This window comes from Kribbella catacumbae DSM 19601 (genome assembly GCF_000372465.1).
GTDB lineage: Bacteria > Actinomycetota > Actinomycetes > Propionibacteriales > Kribbellaceae > Kribbella > Kribbella catacumbae.
Genome location: NZ_AQUZ01000016.1, coordinates 19221 through 41712, shown reverse-complemented (window position 1 = coordinate 41712; position 22492 = coordinate 19221). Strand labels below are relative to the sequence as shown.

At 67.4% G+C, this 22492-nt stretch carries 23 protein-coding genes; 7 read left to right on the top strand and 16 right to left on the bottom strand.

Annotated features, from left to right (window positions below):
* Nucleotides 1–106 precede the first annotated feature (106 nt).
* Complete coding sequence (locus tag A3ES_RS0118250; RefSeq protein ID WP_020388279.1) at nt 107–1456, bottom strand: FAD-binding oxidoreductase; 1350 nt, start codon at nt 1454–1456, stop codon at nt 107–109.
* A 242-nt stretch (nt 1457–1698) separates the two neighbouring features.
* Nucleotides 1699–3201, bottom strand: coding sequence for an MFS transporter (locus tag A3ES_RS0118245; protein ID WP_020388278.1), 1503 nt, complete (start codon nt 3199–3201; stop codon nt 1699–1701).
* Nucleotides 3202–3340: 139 nt separating this feature from the next.
* Between A3ES_RS0118245 and A3ES_RS0118240 the strand changes: the two genes are divergently transcribed.
* The 3 genes from A3ES_RS0118240 (at nt 3341) to A3ES_RS47525 (ending at nt 5565) form a co-directional block, all read left to right on the top strand.
* On the top strand, nt 3341–4072 hold the full coding sequence (locus tag A3ES_RS0118240) for a TetR/AcrR family transcriptional regulator (RefSeq protein ID WP_020388277.1): 732 nt from the start codon (nt 3341–3343) through the stop codon (nt 4070–4072).
* Between the two features lie 87 nt (nt 4073–4159).
* A complete protein-coding gene (locus A3ES_RS0118235) occupies nt 4160–5017 on the top strand; it encodes an alpha/beta fold hydrolase (RefSeq protein ID WP_020388276.1) in 858 nt (285 codons plus the stop codon).
* Nucleotides 5014–5565 carry an LLM class flavin-dependent oxidoreductase gene (locus A3ES_RS47525; RefSeq protein WP_202806539.1) on the top strand — a complete coding sequence of 184 codons (552 nt, stop codon included), beginning with the start codon at nt 5014–5016 and terminating at the stop codon, nt 5563–5565. Before A3ES_RS0118235 ends, A3ES_RS47525 begins: the two co-directional genes overlap by 4 nt.
* Nucleotides 5566–5606: 41 nt before the next feature.
* Here the strand turns inward: A3ES_RS47525 and A3ES_RS0118225 are convergent, their stop codons facing one another.
* The gene (locus A3ES_RS0118225; protein WP_020388275.1) at nt 5607–6740 is read right to left on the bottom strand and encodes a PucR family transcriptional regulator; all 1134 of its coding nucleotides are present in this window, start codon (nt 6738–6740) and stop codon (nt 5607–5609) included.
* Between the two features lie 114 nt (nt 6741–6854).
* Between A3ES_RS0118225 and A3ES_RS0118220 the strand changes: the two genes are divergently transcribed.
* Nucleotides 6855–8099 carry a YncE family protein gene (locus A3ES_RS0118220; RefSeq protein WP_020388274.1) on the top strand — a complete coding sequence of 415 codons (1245 nt, stop codon included), beginning with the start codon at nt 6855–6857 and terminating at the stop codon, nt 8097–8099.
* Nucleotides 8100–8109: 10 nt separating this feature from the next.
* Here the strand turns inward: A3ES_RS0118220 and A3ES_RS0118215 are convergent, their stop codons facing one another.
* The 7 genes from A3ES_RS0118215 to A3ES_RS47515 all read right to left on the bottom strand — a co-directional run bounded on the left by A3ES_RS0118215 (nt 8110) and on the right by A3ES_RS47515 (nt 14533).
* A complete protein-coding gene (locus tag A3ES_RS0118215; protein WP_020388273.1) occupies nt 8110–8787 on the bottom strand; it encodes a YidC/Oxa1 family membrane protein insertase in 678 nt (225 codons plus the stop codon).
* 48 nt (nt 8788–8835) lie between these two features.
* Nucleotides 8836–9105 carry a DUF6412 domain-containing protein gene (locus A3ES_RS0118210; protein ID WP_020388272.1) on the bottom strand — a complete coding sequence of 90 codons (270 nt, stop codon included), beginning with the start codon at nt 9103–9105 and terminating at the stop codon, nt 8836–8838.
* A 5-nt stretch (nt 9106–9110) separates the two neighbouring features.
* Nucleotides 9111–10451: an RNA polymerase sigma factor gene (locus tag A3ES_RS47520; RefSeq protein ID WP_020388271.1), complete on the bottom strand. Its 1341-nt coding sequence runs from the start codon at nt 10449–10451 to the stop codon at nt 9111–9113.
* 254 nt (nt 10452–10705) lie between these two features.
* A complete protein-coding gene (locus A3ES_RS0118200) occupies nt 10706–11323 on the bottom strand; it encodes an HhH-GPD-type base excision DNA repair protein (RefSeq protein WP_020388270.1) in 618 nt (205 codons plus the stop codon).
* Between the two features lies 1 nt (nt 11324).
* Complete coding sequence (locus A3ES_RS0118195; RefSeq protein ID WP_020388269.1) at nt 11325–11738, bottom strand: universal stress protein; 414 nt, start codon at nt 11736–11738, stop codon at nt 11325–11327.
* Nucleotides 11739–12159: 421 nt separating this feature from the next.
* Nucleotides 12160–13638: a glutamate-cysteine ligase family protein gene (locus A3ES_RS0118190; RefSeq protein WP_020388268.1), complete on the bottom strand. Its 1479-nt coding sequence runs from the start codon at nt 13636–13638 to the stop codon at nt 12160–12162.
* A 106-nt stretch (nt 13639–13744) separates the two neighbouring features.
* The gene (locus A3ES_RS47515; RefSeq protein ID WP_020388267.1) at nt 13745–14533 is read right to left on the bottom strand and encodes an MBL fold metallo-hydrolase; all 789 of its coding nucleotides are present in this window, start codon (nt 14531–14533) and stop codon (nt 13745–13747) included.
* Between the two features lie 93 nt (nt 14534–14626).
* On the opposite strand from A3ES_RS47515, the gene A3ES_RS0118180 reads away from it, so the two are divergent.
* Together A3ES_RS0118180 and A3ES_RS0118175 are read left to right on the top strand one after the other, a co-directional pair.
* The gene (locus A3ES_RS0118180) at nt 14627–15985 is read left to right on the top strand and encodes a DNA polymerase IV (RefSeq protein ID WP_051084748.1); all 1359 of its coding nucleotides are present in this window, start codon (nt 14627–14629) and stop codon (nt 15983–15985) included.
* Complete coding sequence (locus tag A3ES_RS0118175; protein ID WP_020388265.1) at nt 15978–16937, top strand: tetratricopeptide repeat protein; 960 nt, start codon at nt 15978–15980, stop codon at nt 16935–16937. The genes A3ES_RS0118180 and A3ES_RS0118175 overlap by 8 nt, the downstream gene beginning before the upstream one ends.
* On the opposite strand, the gene ddaH is transcribed toward A3ES_RS0118175, so the two are convergent.
* Nucleotides 16917–17684, bottom strand: a complete 768-nt coding sequence (gene ddaH, locus A3ES_RS0118170; RefSeq protein WP_020388264.1) for a dimethylargininase — start codon at nt 17682–17684, stop codon at nt 16917–16919. The two genes, A3ES_RS0118175 and ddaH, sit on opposite strands and share 21 nt — an antisense overlap.
* Nucleotides 17685–17769: 85 nt before the next feature.
* Between ddaH and A3ES_RS0118165 the strand changes: the two genes are divergently transcribed.
* Nucleotides 17770–18300: a hemerythrin domain-containing protein gene (locus A3ES_RS0118165; protein ID WP_020388263.1), complete on the top strand. Its 531-nt coding sequence runs from the start codon at nt 17770–17772 to the stop codon at nt 18298–18300.
* A 102-nt stretch (nt 18301–18402) separates the two neighbouring features.
* On the opposite strand, the gene A3ES_RS0118160 is transcribed toward A3ES_RS0118165, so the two are convergent.
* The 5 genes from A3ES_RS0118160 to A3ES_RS0118140 are packed head-to-tail and all read right to left on the bottom strand — an operon-like array spanning nt 18403 to nt 22426.
* Complete coding sequence (locus A3ES_RS0118160) at nt 18403–19137, bottom strand: MBL fold metallo-hydrolase (protein ID WP_020388262.1); 735 nt, start codon at nt 19135–19137, stop codon at nt 18403–18405.
* Entirely contained in the window at nt 19134–19526 is a 393-nt protein-coding gene (locus A3ES_RS0118155; RefSeq protein ID WP_020388261.1) for a YccF domain-containing protein, read from the bottom strand. The genes A3ES_RS0118160 and A3ES_RS0118155 overlap by 4 nt, the downstream gene beginning before the upstream one ends.
* Nucleotides 19523–20386: an alpha/beta fold hydrolase gene (locus tag A3ES_RS0118150; RefSeq protein ID WP_020388260.1), complete on the bottom strand. Its 864-nt coding sequence runs from the start codon at nt 20384–20386 to the stop codon at nt 19523–19525. The genes A3ES_RS0118155 and A3ES_RS0118150 overlap by 4 nt, the downstream gene beginning before the upstream one ends.
* Before the next feature lie 4 nt (nt 20387–20390).
* Nucleotides 20391–21545: a saccharopine dehydrogenase family protein gene (locus A3ES_RS0118145; protein WP_020388259.1), complete on the bottom strand. Its 1155-nt coding sequence runs from the start codon at nt 21543–21545 to the stop codon at nt 20391–20393.
* Nucleotides 21542–22426: an SDR family oxidoreductase gene (locus A3ES_RS0118140; RefSeq protein WP_020388258.1), complete on the bottom strand. Its 885-nt coding sequence runs from the start codon at nt 22424–22426 to the stop codon at nt 21542–21544. The genes A3ES_RS0118145 and A3ES_RS0118140 overlap by 4 nt, the downstream gene beginning before the upstream one ends.
* Nucleotides 22427–22492: the final 66 nt, after the last annotated feature.

Below are 22492 nucleotides of genomic sequence, written 5' to 3'. Positions count from 1 at the left end.
CCCCGGTGGTGCCTTGACCACAGGAGTAGCGGTGACGATGCGCCTCCGATCGATCGCGGAAAGTCGACACCGTATCCACTACTCCTGCTTTGTCACGACAAATTGTTCACTCCGTGGACTCGGGCCGGACGTTGTGGTTCCCGGCGAACAGGTTGGCCGGGTCGTACTGACGCTTGACCGCTGCGAGTCGCTGGTAGGTCCCGGCCGGATAGACCGCTGCGACATCGTCCTCGGTGGCAGCGGCGAGGAAGTTCGCGTAGGCGCCGTTGACGTGCGGTGCGAGTGTGCGCCAGAGCGCCTCGAGTGCCGGCTGAGCCGCTTCGATGGCCGGCGGCGGACCCACGGTGGTGGTCACGAACATCAGTTCCGCTTGGCGATGGGCGTACGCGGTAGCGTCGTCGGGGACCCGCGACACCGCTCCACCGACGCTGCGGATGGCGACGATCGGAGGCCGTTCCGATGCGCCGGCCTCGGCCAGGATCCGCAGTACCTCGGGCACAGACCCCTTGTCCACAAAAGCGCTCCGGGCAACGATCTGGATGCCAGGCGGCGGGACCAGGCCCTCCTCGAGAATGTCTGCATAGGGCTTCAGCGTGACCTCGTCGTCGAGGACCGTACCGAGCCCGCGGATCGGGTCGATCGCCGTCGCGGCGAGGTCCGCGTCATCGCCGTCGAAGGCGACCTGGACCTCGACCGGCGCCTCACGTCCGCCGGCGAACGGATTGGCGAAACTGACGATGGAGGTGAGCTCCTCGGGCGCAGTACGGAGGTAGTCGGCCCAGCCCTGGAGGACTGTGGGCAGCTCCGTCGCCGGGAAGGTGATCTTGCCGAAGAAGACGTCGGTCGTCGGGTGTGCCGCGAACTCGAAGGCGGTCACGATCCCGAAGTTGCCGCCGCCACCGCGAATTGCCCAGAACAGCTCCGGGTTGGTCTCCTCGCTCACTCGCACGACCTCCAAGTCGGCGGTGACCAGCTCGACGGCGACCAGGTTGTCCAGGGCCAGACCGTACTTCCGGACCTTCCAGCCGATGCCGCCGGTCAACGTCAACCCACCGACGCCGACGCTCTTGGTGTCGCCCGAGGAGATCGCCAGGTCGTGCGGTGCCAAAGCGGCCGCGACCTGACCCCAGACAGCGCCGCCGCCGATCCGCACCAGGTGCCGTTCCTTGTCGATGACCTCCACCGACGCGAGCTTGCCCAGATCGATCACGACGCCACCGTCGTTGGTACCGAAGCCCGGGAAGCTGTGGCCCCCGCCTCGCACTGCCAGCGCAAGCCCTGCGTCAACGGCGTACCTGACGCCTGCTTGCACGTCCTCGACGCTCTTGGGCCGCAGGACACAGACCGGGCTACCTCCGGCCAATACCGTTCGGCTAGCCGTTTCGTACTCCGCTCCGCCTGGCTCGATGATGTCGCCGCCGAAACCGGACCGAAGTGTTTCAAGTGCTGAACTCATGACTTCCTTCCACCCACAGGAGATCCAGATCCGTACACAACCCTGACGAGATGACCGGCAGTTTGTGACACGGTCAGCCCGACAGGGCTGCCACCAGCGCAAGATCCACCGGCGCCGGGGTGAGACGGTAACCCGCCGGAGGCTCGGTGTCCTGCGAATTTCGGACCAGGAAGTACCGGAAGCGAGTGCCGCGTCGATCCACTGGTCGGTCATGAGCGGGATCCCCTTGATTTGCTGGGTTGTCAGTGCGCGGAGACGGCGGCCAGGTCGTCGTCCTGCTGCTCGGTCGGAGGGTCGGTCTTGCGATCGCGGAGGAGGACGAAAGCCAGTACCGCGGAGCCCAGTACTGCGATCGCGCCGGCGACGAAGCTGCTCGACATGGCCTCGGCGAACGCGACTCGGGCGGATTGTGCGAGCCCGGCGTCGCCCGTGCTGATCGCGATGGCCAGTGCTTCACCGATCGACTCGCGGGCGGCGGCGGGAGCGCTCTCTGGCATCTCCGACGTGAAGTTGCTGGCGAGGACGCTGCCGAGGATCGCAACACCAAGAGCCGCACCGGACTGCTGGAGAGTGTCATTGAGAGCGGAGCCGACACCGGCGTGCTCATGCGGGACAGCGCCCATCAGCGCCGCAGTGGCTGCGGGTTGCGCAAGACCTCCACCGACACCGAAGAGCGCGAGGGCGATCGCCACCATGCCGAACCCGTCGTCGGCACCGAGCGTCGACAGGAACAGGAAGCCACCAGCGAGTACGACCAGGCCCGCGGCAGTCATCGGCCGGTTGCCGATCTTCTGACCGAGCGTCGCGCCCACTCCGTTGACCAGGATCACCGCGATGGCCATCGGCGCCAGCGCCAGGCCGGCCTTGGTCGGGGTGTAGCCGAGCACGAACTGCAGGTACTGAGTCAGCGCCAGGACCAGGCCGCCGTTGCCGATCTGGACCAGCAGCAGGGACAGGCTGCCGCCGGAGAAGTTGCGGTTGCGGAACAGGTTCAGCGGCACCATCGGTACCGGCGTGTGCAGTTCCCAGGCCACGAACCCGGCCAGGCCGACGACGGCGAGAGCGAGCATGGGCCAGTCGATGCCACGGTTCGGAACCTCGATGATGACCCAGACCAGCGAGACGAGACCGACCATCGAGAGGATCGCGCCGAGCGGGTCGGGCTTGCGCCACGGGCCCTTCGACTCCGGCATCCAGATCATCGCCGCGGCGATCGCGACGGCCGCGACCGGCACGTTGATCAAGAAGACCGAACCCCACCAGAAGTGCGCGATCAGCGCGCCGCCCATGATCGGTCCACCGATCAGCCCGACCATCAGCACCGAGCTCCAGATCGCCAGCGCCTTGCGGCGTTCCTGCTCGTCGAAGACGGTGATCAGGATCGACAGCGTGCTCGGCATCACCACCGCCCCGCCGATGCCCATCAGCACCCGGCCCGCGATCAGCGTCTCCGGGCTGTTCGCGTAGGTGGCGAGCAGCGACGCGGCGCCGAAGATCATCAGGCCGACGATCATCACCCGCTTGCGTCCGTACCGGTCGGACAGGCTGCCCGCGGTGAGCAGCAGACCGGCGAAGACCAGGATGTAGCTCGCGATGATCCACTGGATGTCCTGGGCGGTGGCGCCGAGGTCTTCGGTCAGGGACGGGATAGCGACGGTGAGCACACCGTTGTCGAGTACCAGGACGAGAGTGCTCAGGCAGAGCACGATCAGGATCAGCCAGCGACGCGGATGACGATCAGTCATCGCGCACCTCCTCAGGTGGGTTATTGAACGGTGTGCAGCTTGCTTGAACAGTGTGCATGCGACTTGAACGCCGGTCAACTACTGCACGCTGTTCAGGAAATGCGCTAGGCTGGGCACCCCGAACACCCGAGGAGGCGTGATGGCCAGCGAGGAGTTCGCTTCGGTCTGGACCCGACCGAAGCGCAAGCGCCGGGACCAGCCCGCGCTGAGCCAGGAGCAGATCGTCGCCGAGGCGATCAAGCTGCTCGACGCGGACGGCCTGGAGGCGCTCAGCATGCGCCGCCTGGGTGCCGCGCTCGGCGCCGTCGCGACCGCCGTCTACTGGCACGTCGCGAACAAGGAAGAGCTGATGGAGCTCGTCATCGACCACGTCTACGGCGAGCTCGAGATCGCCGAGATCAGCGACCCGGACGAGTGGCAGCAGGGCGCGATCGACTTCGCCCACAGCTTCCGCGACATGATCCTGCGGCACCCCTGGATGGGCTCGACGCTCGCCGACGTCGGCGTGACCTACTTCGGGCCGAACGTGCTGCACATGTCCGACCGCATGCTGGCGCTCTACGAAACCGCCGGCTTCGACCTGGTGGAGGCCAACCAGGCATCCACCGCCGTGCTCGGCTTCGTGGTCGGCATCGCTTCTACCGAGGCGGCCACGCTCAGCAAGGTCAAACGCAGCGGAATGTCCGCAACAGACTGGATGACCAGCGTCTGGCCGGCCGCCCGCCAGGCGGCTGAGCAGTTCCCCCGAGTCAAGGCCCTCTACGCCGCCCACGACGCGCAGGACGCCGCCACCAACAGCGACGAAACCTTTAACTACGGGCTATCCCGAGTACTCGACGGTCTAGAAGCCCGCCTCGCCACCAAACGCTGAACCCCACGCAAAGCATCGCCAGCCGCAATCGACTTGATCGGAAACTATCGCTTTTCGTGATAGCCCGGTCGTCCTAACGTTGCCTTCATGACTGAAAGCCTTTCGCACGGTGAACAGCTCGTTGAGATCAACGACGCCGAGCTGTGCCTCGAGACCTTTGGCAACCCCGCGGACCCGGCGATCCTGCTGATCGACGGTGCGAGCGCCTCGATGTTGTGGTGGCAGACCGAGCTGTGCGAGCAGATCGCGCGCGGCGGGCGGTTCGTGATCCGCTACGACAACCGGGACACCGGCAGATCCACCAGCTACCCGCCAGGGCAGCCGGGGTACACGTACCTCGACCTGGCCGATGACGCGCTCGGCATCCTGGACGCTCTGAACGTCAAGCGTGCACACGTCGTCAGCCGGTCCATGTCCGGCGGAATCGGGTTCATCCTCGGGGTGGACCACCCGGACCGGGTCGAGTCACTGACCTTCGTCTCCACCTCCACCGACGAGGAGGGACTGCCGCCAGCATTGGCCGGGCTCTCCAGCGGTATCCCCGCCGAACCGGACCCCGCCGATTCCGCTGCGGTAGTTGACTACATCGTTGCATCGGCAAAGGCGTACTCGGGCGGTTCGCCGTACTTCGACGAGACCGCCATGCACGCACTCGTCGGGCAGGACGTGGCCCGTGCTCGCGACATCGCGTCCACCCTCGTCAACCACTTCGCGATCTCCTTCGACGGGTCGGCCCGCGACTTCGCCTCCATCAAGGCGCCGACCCTGGTGGTGCACGGCGATCTCGACCCGGTACTCCCGCTCCCCCACGGATACGCAGTCCGCGACGCGATCCCCGGCGCGACGATGCTGATCCTGGAAGGCGCCGGGCACGACCTGCCGAAGCCGCTGTGGGACGTGTTCGTACCGGCTCTGATCCAGCACACCGAAGGTGGCCACTCATGACCCGCTTGCGTTCGGCGCTCTGGTTGCCGATCTTCGACGAGCTCGCAGACCCGGTGGTGGTCGCACGGCTGGCCGCCGAGGCGGAGGAAGCCGGCTGGGACGGCATGTTCGTCTGGGACCACGTGCGCTGGCGTGCGCCGGTCCAGCAGGTGGCGGACCCGTGGATCACGCTGGCCGCGATCGCTACCGCCACCGAAAAGCTGCGGTTCGGCCCGATGGTCTCCCCTCTTGCCCGTCGCCGGCCAGCCAAGGTCGCCAAGGAAACCGCGACGTTGGACCGGCTCAGCGGCGGCCGCCTCATCCTCGGCGTCGGTCTCGGCAGCGACCGCTACGCCGCGCCGCCCGGTACGACGGCTTCTTCCCGGTCAACCTCGAACACCCGGACCAGCTCGCCGACGTCGTCACCACCATCACCGATCTCCGCCAGCCAAAGCCAACGCCGTACGACATCGCCGTCTCCCTCCCACCCGGCACCGACCCAACGCCCTACGTCAAGGCGGGCGCCACCTGGTGGCTGGCAGAATTCGAGCCCGAATCAGTATCGGTAGACCAGGTCCGAGGCGTACTCCGCGACGGCCCAGCCAACGGGTTATGAGGTTTTGAGCCAGGTGGTGAGGGCCCACCAGTCTCGGGCTGTTTGTAGCGGGTGGTTGGGGCGGTCTGGGGACCAGCCGGTGAGGGCGGTTAGGCGACTTAGGCGATAGCGGACCGTGTTGGCGTGTAGGTGGAGTGCGGTGGCCGTCTGGTCGAGGCGTCTGCCGGTGTCTAGGTAGGCGACGGCTGTGGTGACCAGTTGGCGGTGGTAACGGTCGATGGGGTCGAGTACGCCGAGAAGCTCCTGCGCCAGGATGGTGGCGAGGACAGGTTGAGTTGCGAGCGCTGTCTCGACCGCTAGGTCTGACAGGTGGTACAGGCCGTGGCGGGCGCCTGCTGCGGCGAGGGCTGCGCAGCAGGTCGAGTACACCTTCGGGATTTCTCGTAGCGGCACAGCGGGCGCGACTACGACCAGCTCGTCGGAGGTGACCTGGTCACGCGCGGGAAGACGCGTCATCAAGCCGGTCAGCTTTCCCTCGACGAGGCCGAAAACCCCATCAGGACAAGCGAGTCGCCGCTCGACCGCCTGCGCCTGGCCGGGATCGGTGATGTCGGATACCAGGCAGAAGTACGTCCTGTTCGGGGGCAACCCGGCGCGGCTGAGCCCTTCGAGAGGAAGCTCCTCCAGGAGAAGACGGCGCAACAGCTGAGTGCGGGTGTCGCGCGCAGTACGGGACAGCTGCAGCTCGGCCGCGTGATAGCCGCTGACGACGTGGCGTTCGAGTGCGCCCGCGTAGCGCTCGAAGTCGAGCATCACGTCCAGCAGCAGATCCGCCGGCACACCTGACGCCCGGCTTCGTTCCATGGTGATCGCGATGGCTCGGCTCCTGCCGGCGTGTACCCCGCGGAGCAACTCGGTCAACCCGATGCCCTGGGCCGCGCGGTCGGCGCCGAGCTGGGCGGCAGCGGCGAAGTCCTCCCGCCCCGGGCCTTCGCGATCGGCGAACGCGGTCAGCCCCGCAACGACCATCACCGCGATGTGCCGGCGGTTCTCGGCGATCGGCAGCCCAGCCACCGCGGGCGAATCGCTTCTGGCCGCCGCGACCACCGCGTCGACCACCTCGGCATCGGTCGCCATCGACCGGACGATCTCGCCGAACAGAGCACGGCCCTGCTGGTCGACGGCCATCGCGACCCCTCACTGTCGATCGGCCCGTTGCTTGTCGATGAGCCACAACCCGAGGCACGCTCGTTGGCGGTTGCGGCCTAGCAACCTAACGCTACCGGTTGGTTACCTGTTGCCATGCCAAAGCCCCGTCGTACCGCCCTCTGGCTCACCGTCGCCGCCCTCGCCACCACGATGCTTCCGCCCGCAAGCGCTTCAACCGGTACTGCGGGAGCCGCGACCCGCCCGGTCTTGTTCGTCGGCAACAACTGGGAGGGCACCGCCGACGTGGTCGCCTCCACCGCGGACCTGACCAAGATCGGCCGGATCAACCTCATCCCGGACAAGGACCAGCGCCTCGCCGAGATCTACGCGGACCCGATCCGCCTGGCCTACTTCCTCGGCATCCGCACGTCGGTCGGCGAGGGACACGACCAGTACGTCGACGACCTGTACACGACGCCCGACGCCAACTCGGTCGTAGTGTCGCGCCCGAGCTTCGCCGACGTCGTCTCCGTCAGTCTCGCCACCGGTCAGGTCAGCTGGCGGTTCCCCGTCTCGGGCTACCGCGCCGACCACATGGCGGTCTCCCCCGACGGTGAACGCGTGGCCGTCTCGGCTTCGACCTCCAACACGGTGCATGTGCTCGACATCCGCACCGGCCAGCAGCTCGGCTCGTACTCCACGGGCGACAAGCCGCACGAGAACACCTTCACCGACAGCGGCCGCTACTTGTGGACCAGCTCGATCGGCGAGGTCAACACCGCACTGGACGAACCCTGGCTGGACTGGACCAAAGGCGATCGCAAGATCACCATCGTGGACACGACGACCTTCCAGAAGGTCAAGGAGATCGATCTGCGGCCACGGCTGGACGCGTTCGGCCGCAAGGACCTGTCCGACTCCGTACGGCCGGTGGCGTTCACCCCGGACGAGTCGAAGCTCTACTTCCAGGTGTCCTTCTTCAATGGCCTGCTCGAGTACGACGTCGCCACCGACAAGATCACCCGCAGCAAGACCCTGCCGAAGAACCCGAACACCACCGAGGACCGGACGAAGTGGGTGAACGACTCCCGCCACCACGGCTTGTCGATGAGCCCGAACGGCCAGAAGCTCTGCGTCGCGGGGACGATGGACGACTACGCCACGGTCGTCGACCGCGCCACCCTGCAGGAGGGCCCACTGGTCTCGGTGTCCAAGCCGTACTGGGCGACGGTGACCGGCGACGGAACAGCCTGTGTCGTCTCCGAGAGCGGCTCGGACCGGGTCACCTCGATCAGCTTCGGTACCGGCCAGAAGATCGCCTCGATCCTGGTCGGCGATCACCCACAACGCGTCCGCCTCGGCAAGATCCCCACAACCTGGACCGGCCCGACGAGCTGATCCGGTCGGGCTAGCGCTGTAGGAGGGCTCGTTCTAGGAGGGTCCAGGTGGTTGTGGTCAGCAGGTAGAGACCCGCGGCGAGCGGGATGAACGCCGCGGTTGCGAGAGTCCCGAACGGCAGGAAGCGCGCCATTCTGCGCGTCATCGGCGAGGCGGTCTCGTCGAGCTGACGCAACTGCCGGCGTGACGAGAAATAGGCCACCACCGCCAGCAAAACAGCCAACCCCAGGTACGCCGGCGTCGACGCGAACAGCGGCCAGTGGTTGCCAAGAGGTGCTCCGAAGATCGCGCCCGCCAGCAACTGGTTCGACTGGCCGGCCACGATCGCGGTGCTGAAGAGCGTGTACATCACCCAGAAGAAAGGCAACTGGGCCACCATCGGCAGGCACCCAGCCAACAACGTGGTCCCCGACTCCGCCTGCAGTTTGGCTACCTCACGCTGGACACGTTCGGGGTTCTTGCCGTGGCGCTCGTTGATCTTGCGGATCTCCGGCAGCAACGTTGCCCGCGACTTCTCACCACGGATCGCGGCGAGGCTGAGCGGAAGCAGCAGGAGGCGGACAGCAACCGTGCAGAGCACGATCGCCACGGCGGCGGCGTACACGCCGGTGAGAGGTTCGATCGTCGTAGCGATCCCGTTGACGAGGTGGTAGGCAGCATTGATGGGCGCGTCGAGAAAAGCAGGCATAGCGATACTCCACGAGTGAGAAACCGAATGGGTAGCGAGGAAACTCGGCTACCTTCCCGGTGCTCGTGGACGCGGCCGGCCTGCGGCGTCGGGATCGCGGAGCAGGAGGTACGCGGTACGGCGGGAGTTCGCGCGGTTGGCGCTGGCCAGCGCGGGCAGTGGTGAGGAGAGCGGGCGCTGCGCCGCGGTACGGGAGAGGTGGAGGACGGCCAAAAGAACAGCCGCCGCCGTGAACACGGCGGCGGCCAGAAGACCGGAATCCGGACTGAGGACAGGCATCGCCAGCGTCCAGACGCCGGCGATTGCCTGACCCACCATGGAGATCAGTCTAGGTAGTCGCGCAAAACCTGGGACCGCGACGGGTGCCGCAGCTTCGACATCGTCTTCGACTCGATCTGCCGGATCCGCTCACGCGTGACCCCGTAGACCTTGCCGATCTCGTCCAGCGTCTTCGGCTGGCCGTCGGTCAGACCGAAGCGCATCGAAACGACACCGGCCTCACGCTCGGACAGCGTGTCCAGTACCGCGTGCAGCTGCTCCTGCAGCAAGGTGAACGAGACGGCCTCGGCCGGCACGATCGCCTCGGAGTCCTCGATCAGGTCGCCGAACTCGGAGTCGCCGTCCTCACCCAGCGGGGTGTGCAGCGAAATCGGCTCGCGGCCGTACTTCTGCACCTCGATGACCTTCTCCGGGGTCATGTCGAGCTCCTTGGCGAGCTCTTCCGGAGTGGGCTCGCGGCCCAGGTCCTGCAGCATCTGGCGCTGGACGCGGGCCAGCTTGTTGATGACCTCGACCATGTGCACCGGGATGCGGATGGTGCGGGCCTGGTCGGCCATCGCGCGGGTGATCGCCTGCCGGATCCACCAGGTCGCGTACGTGGAGAACTTGTAGCCCTTGGTGTAGTCGAACTTCTCGACCGCGCGGATCAGACCGAGGTTGCCCTCCTGGATCAGGTCCAGGAACAGCATGCCGCGGCCGGTGTAGCGCTTGGCCAGCGAGACGACGAGTCGCAGGTTGGCCTCGAGGAGGTGGTTCTTGGCGCGGCGGCCGTCCTCCGAGATCCACTCGTACTCGTCCTTGACCTTCTCCTTGAGCTTGGTCTCGGCGTCGCCGATCTGCTCCTCGGCGAACAGGCCGGCCTCGATCCGCTTGGCGAGCTCGACCTCCTGCTCGGCGTTCAGCAGGGGGACCTTGCCGATCTGCTTCAGGTAGTCCTTCACCGGGTCGGCGGTAGCACCGGCGACCATCACCTGCTGCTGGGGCTCGTCGGTCTCGTCGGCCTCGGAGACGATGAAGCCCTGGTCCTCGGTGAGCTCCTTCACCAGCGGCGTGACCGCCTCGGCGTCGAAGTCGGACTCGTCGACCTCGTCGAGCGCACGCGGCTTACCGGTCTTCGGGTCGATGGACAGACCCGCCTCTGATACCCCGCCTGCCGCGGCCTTCTTCGCCGTCGGCTTCTTAGCGGCCTTCTTCGCGGGAATACCGTCCTCCTTGGGGGACACAGCAGCCTTCTTGGCGGCGGGAGCAGCAGCCTTCTTCACGGTAGCCTTCTTCGCGGCAGGGTCGGCGACCCTGGCGCTGGTCCTGGGAGCCGTGCTGCGGGCGGTGGCGGCCACGGCCCGGGGGGACTCGGCGGGAAGGTTCTCGGACGAGCTGGACGACACGAATTACCTCTCGTCTGACGATTCAGTCTGCAGGGTTACTGGTACGGCGGTACGACGTTACTGTGCTGCGGATGGTGCCCCTCAACTCCATGAGCTGGGTACTGCGAGTCGGCGGCCACTCGCTGGTCAGGCGGCAGCAACACTCCATTGTAATCCGCGGACCAAGCCCAACCCTTCCGCGACCCCCTCGACGGCGTGCCCCACCGGTACCAGTCCACCGTTCACACTGGTACCGGCAGTAGTCGATTCAGCGCTCAACTGTTCCTTGTCTGCCGCAGCGGCCGGGCGACCACCCGCTTCTCGACCTGCTGCTCCTGCTTGAACTGTCTCACCTTCACCAAGGACGCCACGTCGATCACGTCCGCGACCGACTTGTAGGCGCCGTCCTCGCCGTACGGTTCGGACGCCTCGCGCCAGCCCCGCGGGCGGACCTTGAGCTGTTTGCCGAGCAGGGCGACGAAGATCTTCGCCTTCTGCGCGCCGAACCCGGGCAGGGCCGACAGCCTGGCCAGCAGGTCGTCCCCACTCTTCACATCGGCCCAGACCGCGGAGGCGTTACCGCCGTACTCCTCGTCCAGGTGTTTCGCGAGGGTCTGGATCCTGGCCGCCATCGCGGTCGGGAACCGGTGCACCGCGGGCGGGCCGGCCACCACCTCGACGAAACCGTCGGGGTCGTAGGTGGCCACCGTGGAGGGATCGAACGGGCCGTCCATTCGTTGCGCAATCGCAACCGGACCGGCGAAGGCGCGCTCCATCGGGATCTGCTGATCGAGCAACATCCCGACCAGCAACGCGAACGGGTCTCTGCTCAGCATCTCGTCGGCGTCGGGCTGCTGTGCGAGGCACAGCTTCTTGCTGCGTGTCGAAGTCACCTCAGTCCTCCCCTTCGTCGGCCTTGACGGCCAGCACCGGACACGGTGCGTCGAGCAGCACCCGCTGGGCGTTGCTGCCGAGGATGAGCTTGCCGACCGGGGACCGGCGCCGCAGCCCGATCACGATGAACTCCGCGTGCACCTGCTCGGCGACGGCCACCAGGTCCTCCGCCGGATCAAGTCCACGCACCAGTTGCCGCACCTCGTAGGGCACGCCGGTCGAGTCGAGCTGCTCTCGTACCTCCGTCAGCGCGGCGTCACTCGCCGCGGCCTCGTCGCTGTCGAAGCTGCGTCCACCCCGGTGCGAGTTCACCACCACCAGCTTGGCGTCGCGCAGCTTCGCCTCCTCTGCCGCCCGCCGGAGCGCCGCACGCCCTTCGGCCTTCGGCACATATCCCACGACGATGGTCGTCATCGACTTGCCTCACCTCCGGGTGTCCATCACCAGAAACGGTCGACCCGTTCCGAACGATACTGCCCTGAACCCGCTCCGGCATCTGTGGAAATGCACGATCTGTGTCGCGACCGTGACGCAGGGACGATTGCGCCCGCAACACGATCGACCCAGACTGCGCCCAGTCACCGGTCACCGTCCCCCAACGGTTCACGACTGCATACCCGCCCTGCGGCGGTCTAACCTTCGTGGCGCACACCTTTGCAGGGTTGCGGCCCGACGCGCCAGCCCCCTCTTGACAACGAGTCGGTCATCAAGCGCAGGGATCGTACGCCGTTGCCTTGGGCAAGGGCGCGATGTTCCACCGGGCTGACCCCGGTTCCGGCACTGTCCTTCGTTGTCTGCGCCGGAGCCGGGCCGGCTTACGCGGTTAACCAGCGGGTCAGTCGATCGGCCATTCGTGCACCGGAGTGTTCTCGTGCATGTGGTCGCGGTACCGGCCCAGCATCCCGCGCAACGCGTCCCGCCGACCGTGAGATCCCTTTGTATACAGTCGGTGGAACTCGTCGGCCTGCCACGAAGCGCCGTTGCGATTGGTCAGGCAGCGCTGCTCGATGATGCCGAGCAGCCGATCCCGGACAGCGGCGTCGACACCCCATTCGTCCAAGCCACGCGATGCCAATGGCAACAGGCGGCGCAGTACCAGCTCGGTCGCACGGGCGGTGCCGACACCTGGCCAGAACACCTCCGCGTCGATGCCCTGACGGGCCGCCTCGTGGAAGTTCTCCTCCGCGGCGCTGAACGACATCTGCGACCAGATCGGCCGTTCGTCGTCGGCCAGCGCGCGGACCAGCCCGAAATAGAAGGCACCGTTGGCCATCGTGTCGACCACGGTCGGGCCGGCCGGCAGTACACGGTTCTCCACCCGCAGATGCGGCTTCTCCCGGACAACGTCGTACACAGGCCTGTTCCAGCGGTAGATCGTCCCGTTGTGCAGCCGCAACTCCGAAAGTGCTGGGGTGTCGCCGCGATCCAGAACGGCGATCGGATCCTCGTCGGAGGTGACCGGCAGCAAGGCCGGGTAGTAGCGCGAGTTCTCCTCGAACAGGTCGAAGATCGAGGTGATCCAGCGTTCGCCGAACCAGACCCGCGGCCGGACGCCCTGCGTCTTCAGTTCGTGGGTGCGGGTGTCGGCGGCCTGCTCGAACAACGCGATCCGGGTCTCCCGCATCAGCTCCTTGCCGAACAGGAACGGCGAGTTCGCGCCGACCGCGAGCTGTACGCCGGAGATCGCCTGCGCCGCGTTCCAGTACCGCGGGAACGCCTCGGGCGTGACCTGCAGGTGGAACTGCGTCGACGTACAGGCCGCTTCGGGGACGATGCTGTCGGCGGTCACCGCGAGCCGCTCGATCCCGTCGATGGCGATCTGCACGTCCTCGCCGCGGGCCTGGAAGACCTGGTCGTTCAGCAACGTGTACCGCGGGTTGGCGCTGATCGCCTCGCGATTGATGTGCTCGCGCATCAGCGTGGGCAGGATGCCGATCGTCACCATCGTGGAGCCGGTCCGGGCCGCCTTCAGGTCGGCCGCGTTCAGGCTGTCGCGGATCGAGGCCTCCATCGTCTCCAGGCCGGTGCCGTCGATCTGGCCCGGTGGCACGTTGATCTCGATGTTGAACCGGCCCAGCTCGGTCTGGAAGGCGTCGTCCTCGATCGCCTTCAGCACCTCGGTGTTCTTGAACGCCGGGTCACATTTGTCGTCGACCAGGTTCAGCTCGATCTCGATCCCGGTCATCGGCCGCTCGGCCTCGAACCGGGCCTCGCGCAGCATCCGCGCGAACGCGTCCAGATTGCGATGGACCTGATTGCGGAACGCGGTCCGATCTGCCCGGGTGAACTCGACCCGGTCGACTTCCTCGCCCATCAGCGCCTCCCCCTGTCGGGTTCCTTGCCTCAGTCTGCCCGAAGCACTCCTGACGCGTGTGCCGTGTCGCGTCGCCGCTCACCGGCCGGTACACCGGTCCGCCTGGTCACAGCGGCTCCCCGGTGGCCGAGAGCGGGTAGACGATGAAGCGATCCCGGACGATCCGCTGGGGCGTCTCCCCCGCGGCAGCGAGCACCTCAGCGAGCTCGGTCAGTACTGCGGGGTCCAGTTGCAGCTCGTGTTCGCCGGGATGCTGGTCGGCCCCCATCGCGAAGTCCACGCCTGGCTGCTGGCTCATCTCGATGTGCGCGCCGAGCACCAGTTCCACGGGATTGCCGGCGGCAACGAAACCTGCGAGCCGCGCGATGCTCGCCCGGAAGGCGGGCCAGTCGGGGACGTACAGCCGGCCCGGGTACAGCGAGTCGCCGGTCAGCAGCAACCGCGTCGGACGGTCGTAGAAGGCGACATGCGACGGGTGGTGTCCCGGGATCGGGATGACGTCCAGGATTCGCTCGCCCAGGTCGAACTGCACCACCTGCTCCGGCCACGCGGTGATACCGAAGTACTGGGCGACCTCTTCCGCCGGCCTGCCGACCACGGTGTCGAACTGCGCGTCGCCGCCGACGTGATCGCCGTGCCCGTGGGTGTGCGCGACCACCAACTCCAGGTCGCGGCCGCTCAGCAGTTCGTCGACCACCGCGCGCAGGTCTGCGTGGCCGGTACCGGTGTCCAGCAACAGGGCCCGCTCGGAGCCGAGCAGCAGGTAGATGAAAGGACCCTCGAAGTTGGTGTGCAGAGCCTGCCGGATGATCGCCGTACGGTCGTCGTACCAGTGGATCTGATGATTCGAGCCTGTGGGCGTCGTGCCGTCGTCCCAGGCGGGGAAGGTCGTCATACACCGATCCTGTCAGGCAGTGTCGGCTCAAACAGCGTCGGCTCAGGCGGCGTCGGCTCAAGAAGTGTCGGCGCCGCCGGGCAGACTGACGTGGTGCGTACCGATCCGTCCATCCTGCACGTCGACCTGGATGCGTTCTTCGCGGCGGTCGAGCAGCGGGACAAGCCCTCCCTGCGCGGCAAACCCGTCGTCGTGGGCGGCATCGGGCTGCGCGGCGTCGTCTCGACGGCGTCGTACGAGGCGCGCAAGTACGGCGTACGGTCGGCGATGTCGACTGCCGAGGCGCGATCGCGGTGCCCGCACGCGGCGTACCTGGGGGCGCGGTTCGAGGTCTATCGCGCGACCAGCCAGGCGGTGATGGCGCAGATGCGCGCGTTGTCGCCGCTGGTCGAGCCGCTGTCCTTGGACGAGGCCTTCGTGGATCTGGCGGCGTCCGGGCTGAGCAACCTGACGGTCGACGACGTCGAGGCGATCGCGGGCGATCTGAAGGCTGCGATCAAGGATGCCAGTGGTGGCCTGACCGCATCGGTTGGTGCCGGTACGTCGAAGCTGATCGCCAAGATCGCCAGCGATCTCGACAAGCCGGACGGAGTCGTCGTCGTACCGGCCGGCACCGAGGCGGAGTTTCTCGCGCCGATGCAGGTGACGGTCATCCCCGGCGTCGGTCCGGCGACGGCGCAACGACTCAGCATGGCCGGAGTGCGGACGGTCGGCGACCTGCAGCAACTCGATCAGGACGAGTTGGTCCGGCAGGTCGGATCTGCCCATGGAGCAAGCCTGTACCGGCTCGCGACGGCCTCCGACGACCGGCCGGTGGTGAGCGATCGCGAGACCAAGTCGGTCAGCGTCGAGGACACCTTCGAGACCGACATCATCGACCGGTCGTTGCTGGCGGCCATTGGTGACCGGATGGCGCACCGCGTCTCCGAGCGGCTGCAGAAGGCGCAACTGTCCGGGCGGACGGTGACGGTGAAGACGCGGATGCACGACTTCACCACGCACACGCGCTCGTCGACGCTGGCCGGCCCGACCGACGATCCACGCGTGATCGCCCGGGTGGCAAGGCGGTTGCTCGAGGACAGCGACATCTCGGGCGGTATCCGGTTGCTCGGGGTCGGGGTTTCCTCGCTGGCGGACTGGATCCAGGACGACCTGTTCACGGAGAGCGAGCACGACGACACTCCGGTCGAAGTACTCGTGCTGCCGGAGCGGCCGCGTGACCGGCAGACCGGCTACTACCCGGGTCAGGACGTGGTGCACACGCAGTACGGTGAGGGCTGGGTCTGGGGTTCCGGGCGCGGCCGGGTCACCGTCCGGTTCGAGACGGCCGGCACCTCGCCCGGTCCGGTCCGGACCTTCGCGATCGAGGATCCGGAGCTCGCCAAGCCTGCACCTTCGGGCGGCGGGGACGACAAAACCAGCGAAAACGACCAAGATGGGGCGAATGACTGACGTCCGCGGCGGGGTGTACCCGTTCTGCCGAGCCTGCACCGCGTCGTCGACCGCTTGGCGCGCGCCGGATTCGGCGACCCGGCTGAGCGGGATCGGCAGCCGCTTCTACGGCCACCGCGACGTCTGCCCGGACTGCGGTTCCTCCGTGCGCACGCTGTACTCCACCTTCCTGCTGGTCCCGGTCGCTCGCCGCGGCCGGTATCGGATCATCAGGACCGGCGGCCGCAGCTATGTCGGCCGCCGACTGCTCGACAGGCCTGCAGCCGTGCCTAACCCGCCGTCGCTGGAAGAACCGCCGTCGGAGTTCAAGAACCACCCGGAGCTCGTCGACGCGACGTACGAGGAGGCCGAGGCACGCTGGGCGGCTCGGGACTCAGCGGGAGCCCTCCCGCTCTACGAGACCTCGCTGGCGGCCTGCGAGAAGGTCCTGAAGGCTGACGACCCAGCAACCCTGCAGGTCCGGCTCCGCGTCGCGCAGGTGCTGTTGGCGACCGGTGACTACGCCTCGGCGATCGGCTGGTTCGAACTCATCACGCCGCAACTGGTGCGGGTGTTCGGTGAGGAGCATGACCTGACCCGCATCGCCGTCGAAGGCGTCACCGGTGCCCAGCTGATGGTCGGCGGGCCGCGGGCCGAGATGAAGCTGCTGAGCGGACTGCTGGACGAGGACGAGAAGACACTGGGCCGGCAACACCCGAAGGTACTGCGAACTCGCGGAGCCCTTGGCCGGGTGACGATGTTCGCCGGACAGCTCGGCGTCGCGGTGCAGGTGCTGGAGATGACGCTTGCCGACGGCATCGAAGGACTCGGCGCGGACCACCCCGACACCGAGACCTTCCGCAGCTCGCTGCTGGAGGCGTGCGACCTCGCGGACGACCGCGGCAAGAAGAAAGACCGTGAGCTGTCGGCGGCGGCTCGGCACCGCTGGACATTAGCTCCGAAGGCGAACTGACAAGCAGGTCACGCAGCCTTCGAGCTTCTCGAACTCGCTGATGTCGACGACGATAGGCGTGTAGCCGCGATCACGGAACAGCTCGGCGGTCTTGGGCGCCGACGCCGCCATCAGCAACCGGTCCTCCCCCAGCAACACGACATGCGCGCCGGCCTCCTCCGGTACGGCGAGGAACTTCGGGAAGGCCGCTGGGTCATCCGTCAGCGGCTCGTACCCGATCACTGTCCCGTCCGGCAACGCGGTCACCGCCGACTTCAGGTGCAGCACCTTCCGAACCGGCACTGCGACAACGTCGGCGCCGAGTGGCGCAAGGTGCTCTCGGAGCTGGTCGATCCCGGCCTGGTTGGTGCGGCCGCCGAGCCCGGCGTACACGGTGGATCCGGTCTTGAGGATGTCGCCGCCGTCGAGGGTGCCCGGCTCGCTGATCCTGGCGATCCGGTAGCCCTGCGCTGCAACGGCACGCTCGGCCTCGGCAGCTTCGGGGCGTCGCTCGTCAGCACCAGCCCGGGCGATCACCGCGAGATCGCCGAACACCACCATCGTGTCCTCGACGAACACGCCGTCCGGGCAGTCGTCGATCGGCGGCACCTCGACGCAGCTCCAGCCCGCGTCGGCCAGCGCGCCGACGTACTGCTGCCATTGCCGTACTGCGAGGTCCGCATCGACGGGGACGCGCTCGAGGTGGGTGAGCAGGCCGTCGGCGAGGCGTGGGCTCGGACGGCGGACGAGTGCGCGAACGGTGGCCATCCGCGCAGGTTAGCTGGCGGGCGCATGACCTGGTGGTGGGTGGGTACGGGGCACCTGCAGCCGTGCGACCTTTGGGAGGATGGGAATGCCGAAGATCCTGCAGCAGACCGGTGGCGATGTCGTCGAGGTGATTCTCGCCGACCATCGCTGGTTCGAGGAGGCCTTGCGCGAACTGCGTGACGTACAGGCCGACCGGGCGGCCGTGCTGGCGGATCTGGCGACCGTACTGATCGCCCACGCGGAGGCTGAGGAGTCCGAGGTCTACCCGTCCTTGCACAAGCGGGACGCCATCGACGCCGAAGAGGTCGAGCACTCCGAACATGAACACGACGAGGGCAACGAGGCGCTGCTCGCGCTGATGGAGGTCGAGGACACCGCGAGCGAGGAGTTCGGCGAGAAGGTGCACGAGCTGTCCGAGGCGCTGTCGCACCACCTCGACGAGGAAGAACGCGACGTCCTCAACCCGGCCCGGACCGACGTCACCGAAGACGTCCGCAGCCGGCTCGGCAAGGCCTTCGCGACGGAACGCGCGCGGCTGATCGACAGTGGCTGTGGTTCGCTCGACACTGTGCGAAAGCTCGTCACCGCGGCGAAGAAGTCCGCGTCCAAGAAGTAGGCGCTCCCCCAGGTCTGAACCCCGCCACTGTGGGCACGGGCCAGTCGCCCGAATCGGCGTCAGTGCGACTGGTCCGTGCCCAAGGTGGCGGGCTCTTGCGGCCTAGCGCAGCTCGAGGACGAGCCCTTCCTCCGCGGCGATGACCTCGCCTTGGAAGACCTGCTGTGCTTCAGCCACTGAGAGAGCGCGATCTGAGCCTGGCCAGAAATGTGTCAGCAACAGCCTGCGGGCTCCGGCGGCCGCTGTGGCTGCTTCGGTTGCCGTCATCACGTAGCGCGGGGTGGTCTCGGGCGACGGCCCTTGCAGGGTTGCGTCGCAGATGAACAGGTCAGCGCCGGCAGCCAGCGCGGCCGCCTCTGGGCCGGGGCCGCTGTCGCCGGTGTAGGCGACCGTCAGGTCCGGCGTGCTCAAGCGGACACCGAGGTTGGTCACGTAGTGCGGCAAGAGAGCGGTCTCCAGCCGGAACGGTCCGAGCTCGACCCCGTCGGCCAGGTCGTGTACGTCGAACACGGTCGCCGGGTCAGGTCGCGGCTCCAGCGTTCGCAGTACGGCGAGAACGCCTGGTGGGCAGTAGAGCGGGATCGGCGCGGCTTCGCGGGCGAGGTAGTACCGGACGCGAGCGAGAGCGCTCACGTCGACGCAGTGATCCGGGTGCTGGTGCGTCACGATCACCGCGTCGACCGCGCCGTCGGGGCAGTGCTTGAGCAACTGCGGCAGCGCGGCATAGCCGAGGTCGAGCACCACCTTGAAACCGTCGTACTCGAGCAGGAAACCGGCGCACGCGCGGCCCGCCTCGGGCCAGCCGCCGCAGGACCCGAGGACGGTCAGCGATCTCATCGGCTCGCGAACGCCGCGTCGGTGGAGACGATCTCCTTGCCGAGTGGGAGCAGCGAGATCGGGATCAGCTTGAAGTTCGCAATGCCAAGCGGGATGCCGATGATCGTGACGCAGAGCGCGATGCCGGTGACCAGGTGGCCGAGCGCCAGCCACCAGCCGGCGAAGATCACCCAGATCACGTTGCCGAGCACCGAGCCGGCGCCCGCGCCCGGCTTGTCGACCATCCTCCGGCCGAACGGCCAGAGCGCGAAGCCGGCGATCCGGAACGACGCGATGCCGAACGGGATGGTGATGATCAGGATGCAGCAGATCAGACCGGCGACGACGTAGCCGACGGCCAGCCAGAAACCGGCCAGCACCAGCCAGATCAAATTCAGAATCGTTCTCATGCCGTCCAGCCTGCCACCCGGCGGGTGTGCTCCAGGGTCAATCGGGCCACCAGTCCGGGATCATTCCGGGGCAACCAGTGGCCACCCCTGATCACTTGCACGCTGAGGTTAGGCGCCCACCGCGCCACGTCGGTCTGCAGCGGAGTCGTCACGAACGCGTCCCCGTCCGGCGAAACAGCCAGCACCGGTACGCCGGTACGCCGCTGCTCTGGACGGAACAGTCTGGGCACGACGTTCGCGCGATACAGGTTGAGCCCGTTCACGTAGTCGGCCAGAGAGCGCTCCCCGGTCTCCGGGCTGATTCCTCCGGCGCTGCGTTCAAGCCGTTCGAAGACCCGATGCGCCCAGCCTTTCCGCCAGCCGCGTTCGGGCAGCCACGGGAGCTGGAAGTAGAGGACGTACCAGGAATGCGCCAACTGCCTCAACAGGTTCCCCGAGCGCCAACGGGCCCGGATGAAGTAGCCCGCGTGGTCCAGCGACGGGCCGGAGATCGATACGAATGATGCGATCCGTCCGTCCAGCCGATCACTCGTGACGAAGTGCCAGGACTGGATCGATCCCCAGTCGTGCGCGAGCAACTGAACCGGCTGATCCGGCGCTACCGCATCCAGCACCGCGATGAAGTCCTCCTCGAGCCGCGCCAGCTTGTACGCCGCGCGGTTGCGCGGGTGGTCCGACTCCCCCGCGCCGCGTACGTCGTACGTGATGACGTGGAAGTGCTCGGCCAGCCTGGTGGCGACGGGATCCCAGAGCGCGGCGTTGTCCGGGTAGCCATGCACGCACACGAGAACCGGAGACGTCGGTACGCCGTACTCGTAGACGGCGATCCGCGTGCCGTCCGCGCTGGTCACGCGGCGCATGGGCTCAGTAGTCCTCGACGTTGAGAGTCTTGAAACTGATGCCTGCGGCAACCAATCGGCGGCGCAGTGCCGGTCCCATCGCGGCGGCCGTGGTGACCTGACCGGATGTCTTGGGAAGAGTGTCGAGAGCCAGAGAGAGCGCGCACTCGGCCAGCATCTTCGCCGTCTCGTCGTAGCCGGGATCGCCACCGGACACCTCGGTGACGACGCGCTTGCCGCCGCCCTCGCCGACGAAGCGCGCCTTGAACCAGGACTTCGCCCGGCGCTCCTCGCTCGGTCCGTCGCCGGCCTTGATCCTGGTCAGCAGGACCTTCCGGGCCGGCGGGACCTGCGCGGCGGCCGCCAGCAGACCGAGACCCGCGATGCCACCCACGACCGTCGGCAACCGCTTCACGGCGGCATAGTGCGAGTAGCGGAAGTCGGGTCCGTAGTCCTCGAGCATCAGGGCCGAGTTCGCCACGATCTGCGGGTCGACGGTCGGCAGCGGAACGGCCCAGAATCCCTGGCTGCGGTGGATCTTGCCCGTCACGAGCTTCACCGAACGGCCCTCGGGCCGGGGCTGCGCGCGACGACGGGCACGGTGCGCGGCCAGGTTCTGCCTGCCGCGGGAGAGCGCGGTGACCGCGGTCTCCCAGGTCCCACCGGAAGGCTTGCCGCCTCCGCGGATCAGACCCTTCACCGCGATCGGGACGTTCTTCGGCAACTGCTCGACCGTGTACTGCACGCCCAGGTCGTACGGGATCGAGTCGAACCCGCAGCAGTGGATGAGTCGCGCGCCGGTCTCGACTGCCTTCGCGTGATAGCCGACGTACATCCGGTCGACGAATTCCGATTCGCCGGTGAGGTCGAGATAGTCGGTGCCGGCTTGCGCGCAGGCGGCCACCAGCGGTTCGCCGTACCGGATGTAGGGGCCGACCGTCGTGACGACGATCCGCGCGGCTTCAGCAACCGCTCTCAGCGAGGCGGGGTCCTCGACGTCGGCGATGAGCAGGTCGACCTCGACGCCGAGCTTGGCGCGGACAGCTTCGAGTTTGGCGCGGTTACGGCCGGCCAGCGCCCAGGTGAGATCTGCCGGGGCGTTCTTGGCCAGATACCCGGCGGTGAGCGCTCCCGTGAATCCGGTCGCGCCGAACAGGACTACGTCGTACTGGCGTTTCATCGCTTGGCTGCTTTCTCGGTGTCGGCGCGGCCGCCGGCGCCGGATGCGCGGGAGGAGGCCGCGGCGCCGCGGGCCTCGATGTCGGCCAGCGCCGCCCGGTCCTGCTTCGGCACGCTGAAACGGGAGCCGAATTCGATGATGTGCGGGATGAGTGAGCGGAAGATCTTCAGCGGGCCGATCCAGCCCGGGACATGCACGACGCGAGAGCGCTTTCCGATGCCCTGGGTGAACTTGCCGACCGCGAACTCGAGCGAGTACGTCTTGCCGACCACCGGTACGCCGGTGCGCACCTTGCCGAACACCGGGTGCTCGTCGACGCCGCGGACCATGTCGGTGTCGACGAAGGTCATGTGCGCCACGCCGACGGCAACGCCGAGGTGGCGCAGTTCGGCGCGGAGGCTGTTGCCCATCGCCTCGACGCCGGCCTTGGACACGTTGTACGACGCGAGACCCGGCATGTGCACGACGGCGGCCAGGGATGACACCAGGAGCAGATAGCCCTTGCTGGCCAGCAGGTGCGGCAGTGTCAGGTTGACCGTCCGCCAGACGCCGTACAGGTTGACGTCGAGAACGCGCTCCCAGACGGCCGGGTCCATGCTCCGGGTGAAGCCGGGCGCGGCGATGCCGGCATTGGCCATCACGACGTCGATCCGGCCGTAGCGCTCAGCGATGGACTCCACCGCTGTCCGCAGCGAATCGGTGTCGGTGACATCGGCCTCCCACCAGCCGGCGTCGGGGCCGCAGTCCTCGGCGACCTTCTTCAGTTCATCGGGTTCGAGGCCGACCAGCGCCAGAGTCGCGCCCTCGCTCGCCAGCCTGCGGGCGACGGCCGCGCCGATCCCGCGGGAAGCGCCGGTGATGAGTACGACCTTGCCAGCCATCGCGACCTCCGCCTGTTGAGTGGATACTCAACAGTAAGTGCTTGTTGACCGAATACTCAATACACT

What these genes read in the sequence shown, in the direction of transcription:
- A3ES_RS0118225 (WP_020388275.1), bottom strand. Translation starts at nt 6,740, where the DNA reads ATGGCCGTCGACCAGCAGGGCCGTGCTCTGTTCGGCGAGATCGTCCGG.
- A3ES_RS0118190 (WP_020388268.1), bottom strand. Translation starts at nt 13,638, where the DNA reads ATGGGCGAGGAAGTCGACCGGGTCGAGTTCACCCGGGCAGATCGGACC.
- A3ES_RS0118215 (WP_020388273.1), bottom strand. Translation starts at nt 8,787, where the DNA reads ATGCCTGCTTTTCTCGACGCGCCCATCAATGCTGCCTACCACCTCGTC.
- ddaH (WP_020388264.1), bottom strand. Translation starts at nt 17,684, where the DNA reads ATGGCCACCGTTCGCGCACTCGTCCGCCGTCCGAGCCCACGCCTCGCC.
- A3ES_RS0118160 (WP_020388262.1), bottom strand. Translation starts at nt 19,137, where the DNA reads ATGAGATCGCTGACCGTCCTCGGGTCCTGCGGCGGCTGGCCCGAGGCG.
- A3ES_RS0118240 (WP_020388277.1), top strand. Translation starts at nt 3,341, where the DNA reads ATGGCCAGCGAGGAGTTCGCTTCGGTCTGGACCCGACCGAAGCGCAAG.
- A3ES_RS0118195 (WP_020388269.1), bottom strand. Translation starts at nt 11,738, where the DNA reads ATGACGACCATCGTCGTGGGATATGTGCCGAAGGCCGAAGGGCGTGCG.
- A3ES_RS47515 (WP_020388267.1), bottom strand. Translation starts at nt 14,533, where the DNA reads ATGACGACCTTCCCCGCCTGGGACGACGGCACGACGCCCACAGGCTCG.
- A3ES_RS0118175 (WP_020388265.1), top strand. Translation starts at nt 15,978, where the DNA reads ATGACTGACGTCCGCGGCGGGGTGTACCCGTTCTGCCGAGCCTGCACC.
- A3ES_RS0118140 (WP_020388258.1), bottom strand. Translation starts at nt 22,426, where the DNA reads ATGGCTGGCAAGGTCGTACTCATCACCGGCGCTTCCCGCGGGATCGGC.
- A3ES_RS0118145 (WP_020388259.1), bottom strand. Translation starts at nt 21,545, where the DNA reads ATGAAACGCCAGTACGACGTAGTCCTGTTCGGCGCGACCGGATTCACG.
- A3ES_RS0118235 (WP_020388276.1), top strand. Translation starts at nt 4,160, where the DNA reads ATGACTGAAAGCCTTTCGCACGGTGAACAGCTCGTTGAGATCAACGAC.
- A3ES_RS0118210 (WP_020388272.1), bottom strand. Translation starts at nt 9,105, where the DNA reads ATGGTGGGTCAGGCAATCGCCGGCGTCTGGACGCTGGCGATGCCTGTC.
- A3ES_RS47525 (WP_202806539.1), top strand. Translation starts at nt 5,014, where the DNA reads ATGACCCGCTTGCGTTCGGCGCTCTGGTTGCCGATCTTCGACGAGCTC.
- A3ES_RS0118245 (WP_020388278.1), bottom strand. Translation starts at nt 3,201, where the DNA reads ATGACTGATCGTCATCCGCGTCGCTGGCTGATCCTGATCGTGCTCTGC.
- A3ES_RS0118220 (WP_020388274.1), top strand. Translation starts at nt 6,855, where the DNA reads ATGCCAAAGCCCCGTCGTACCGCCCTCTGGCTCACCGTCGCCGCCCTC.
- A3ES_RS0118155 (WP_020388261.1), bottom strand. Translation starts at nt 19,526, where the DNA reads ATGAGAACGATTCTGAATTTGATCTGGCTGGTGCTGGCCGGTTTCTGG.
- A3ES_RS0118250 (WP_020388279.1), bottom strand. Translation starts at nt 1,456, where the DNA reads ATGAGTTCAGCACTTGAAACACTTCGGTCCGGTTTCGGCGGCGACATC.
- A3ES_RS0118150 (WP_020388260.1), bottom strand. Translation starts at nt 20,386, where the DNA reads ATGCGCCGCGTGACCAGCGCGGACGGCACGCGGATCGCCGTCTACGAG.
- A3ES_RS0118165 (WP_020388263.1), top strand. Translation starts at nt 17,770, where the DNA reads ATGCCGAAGATCCTGCAGCAGACCGGTGGCGATGTCGTCGAGGTGATT.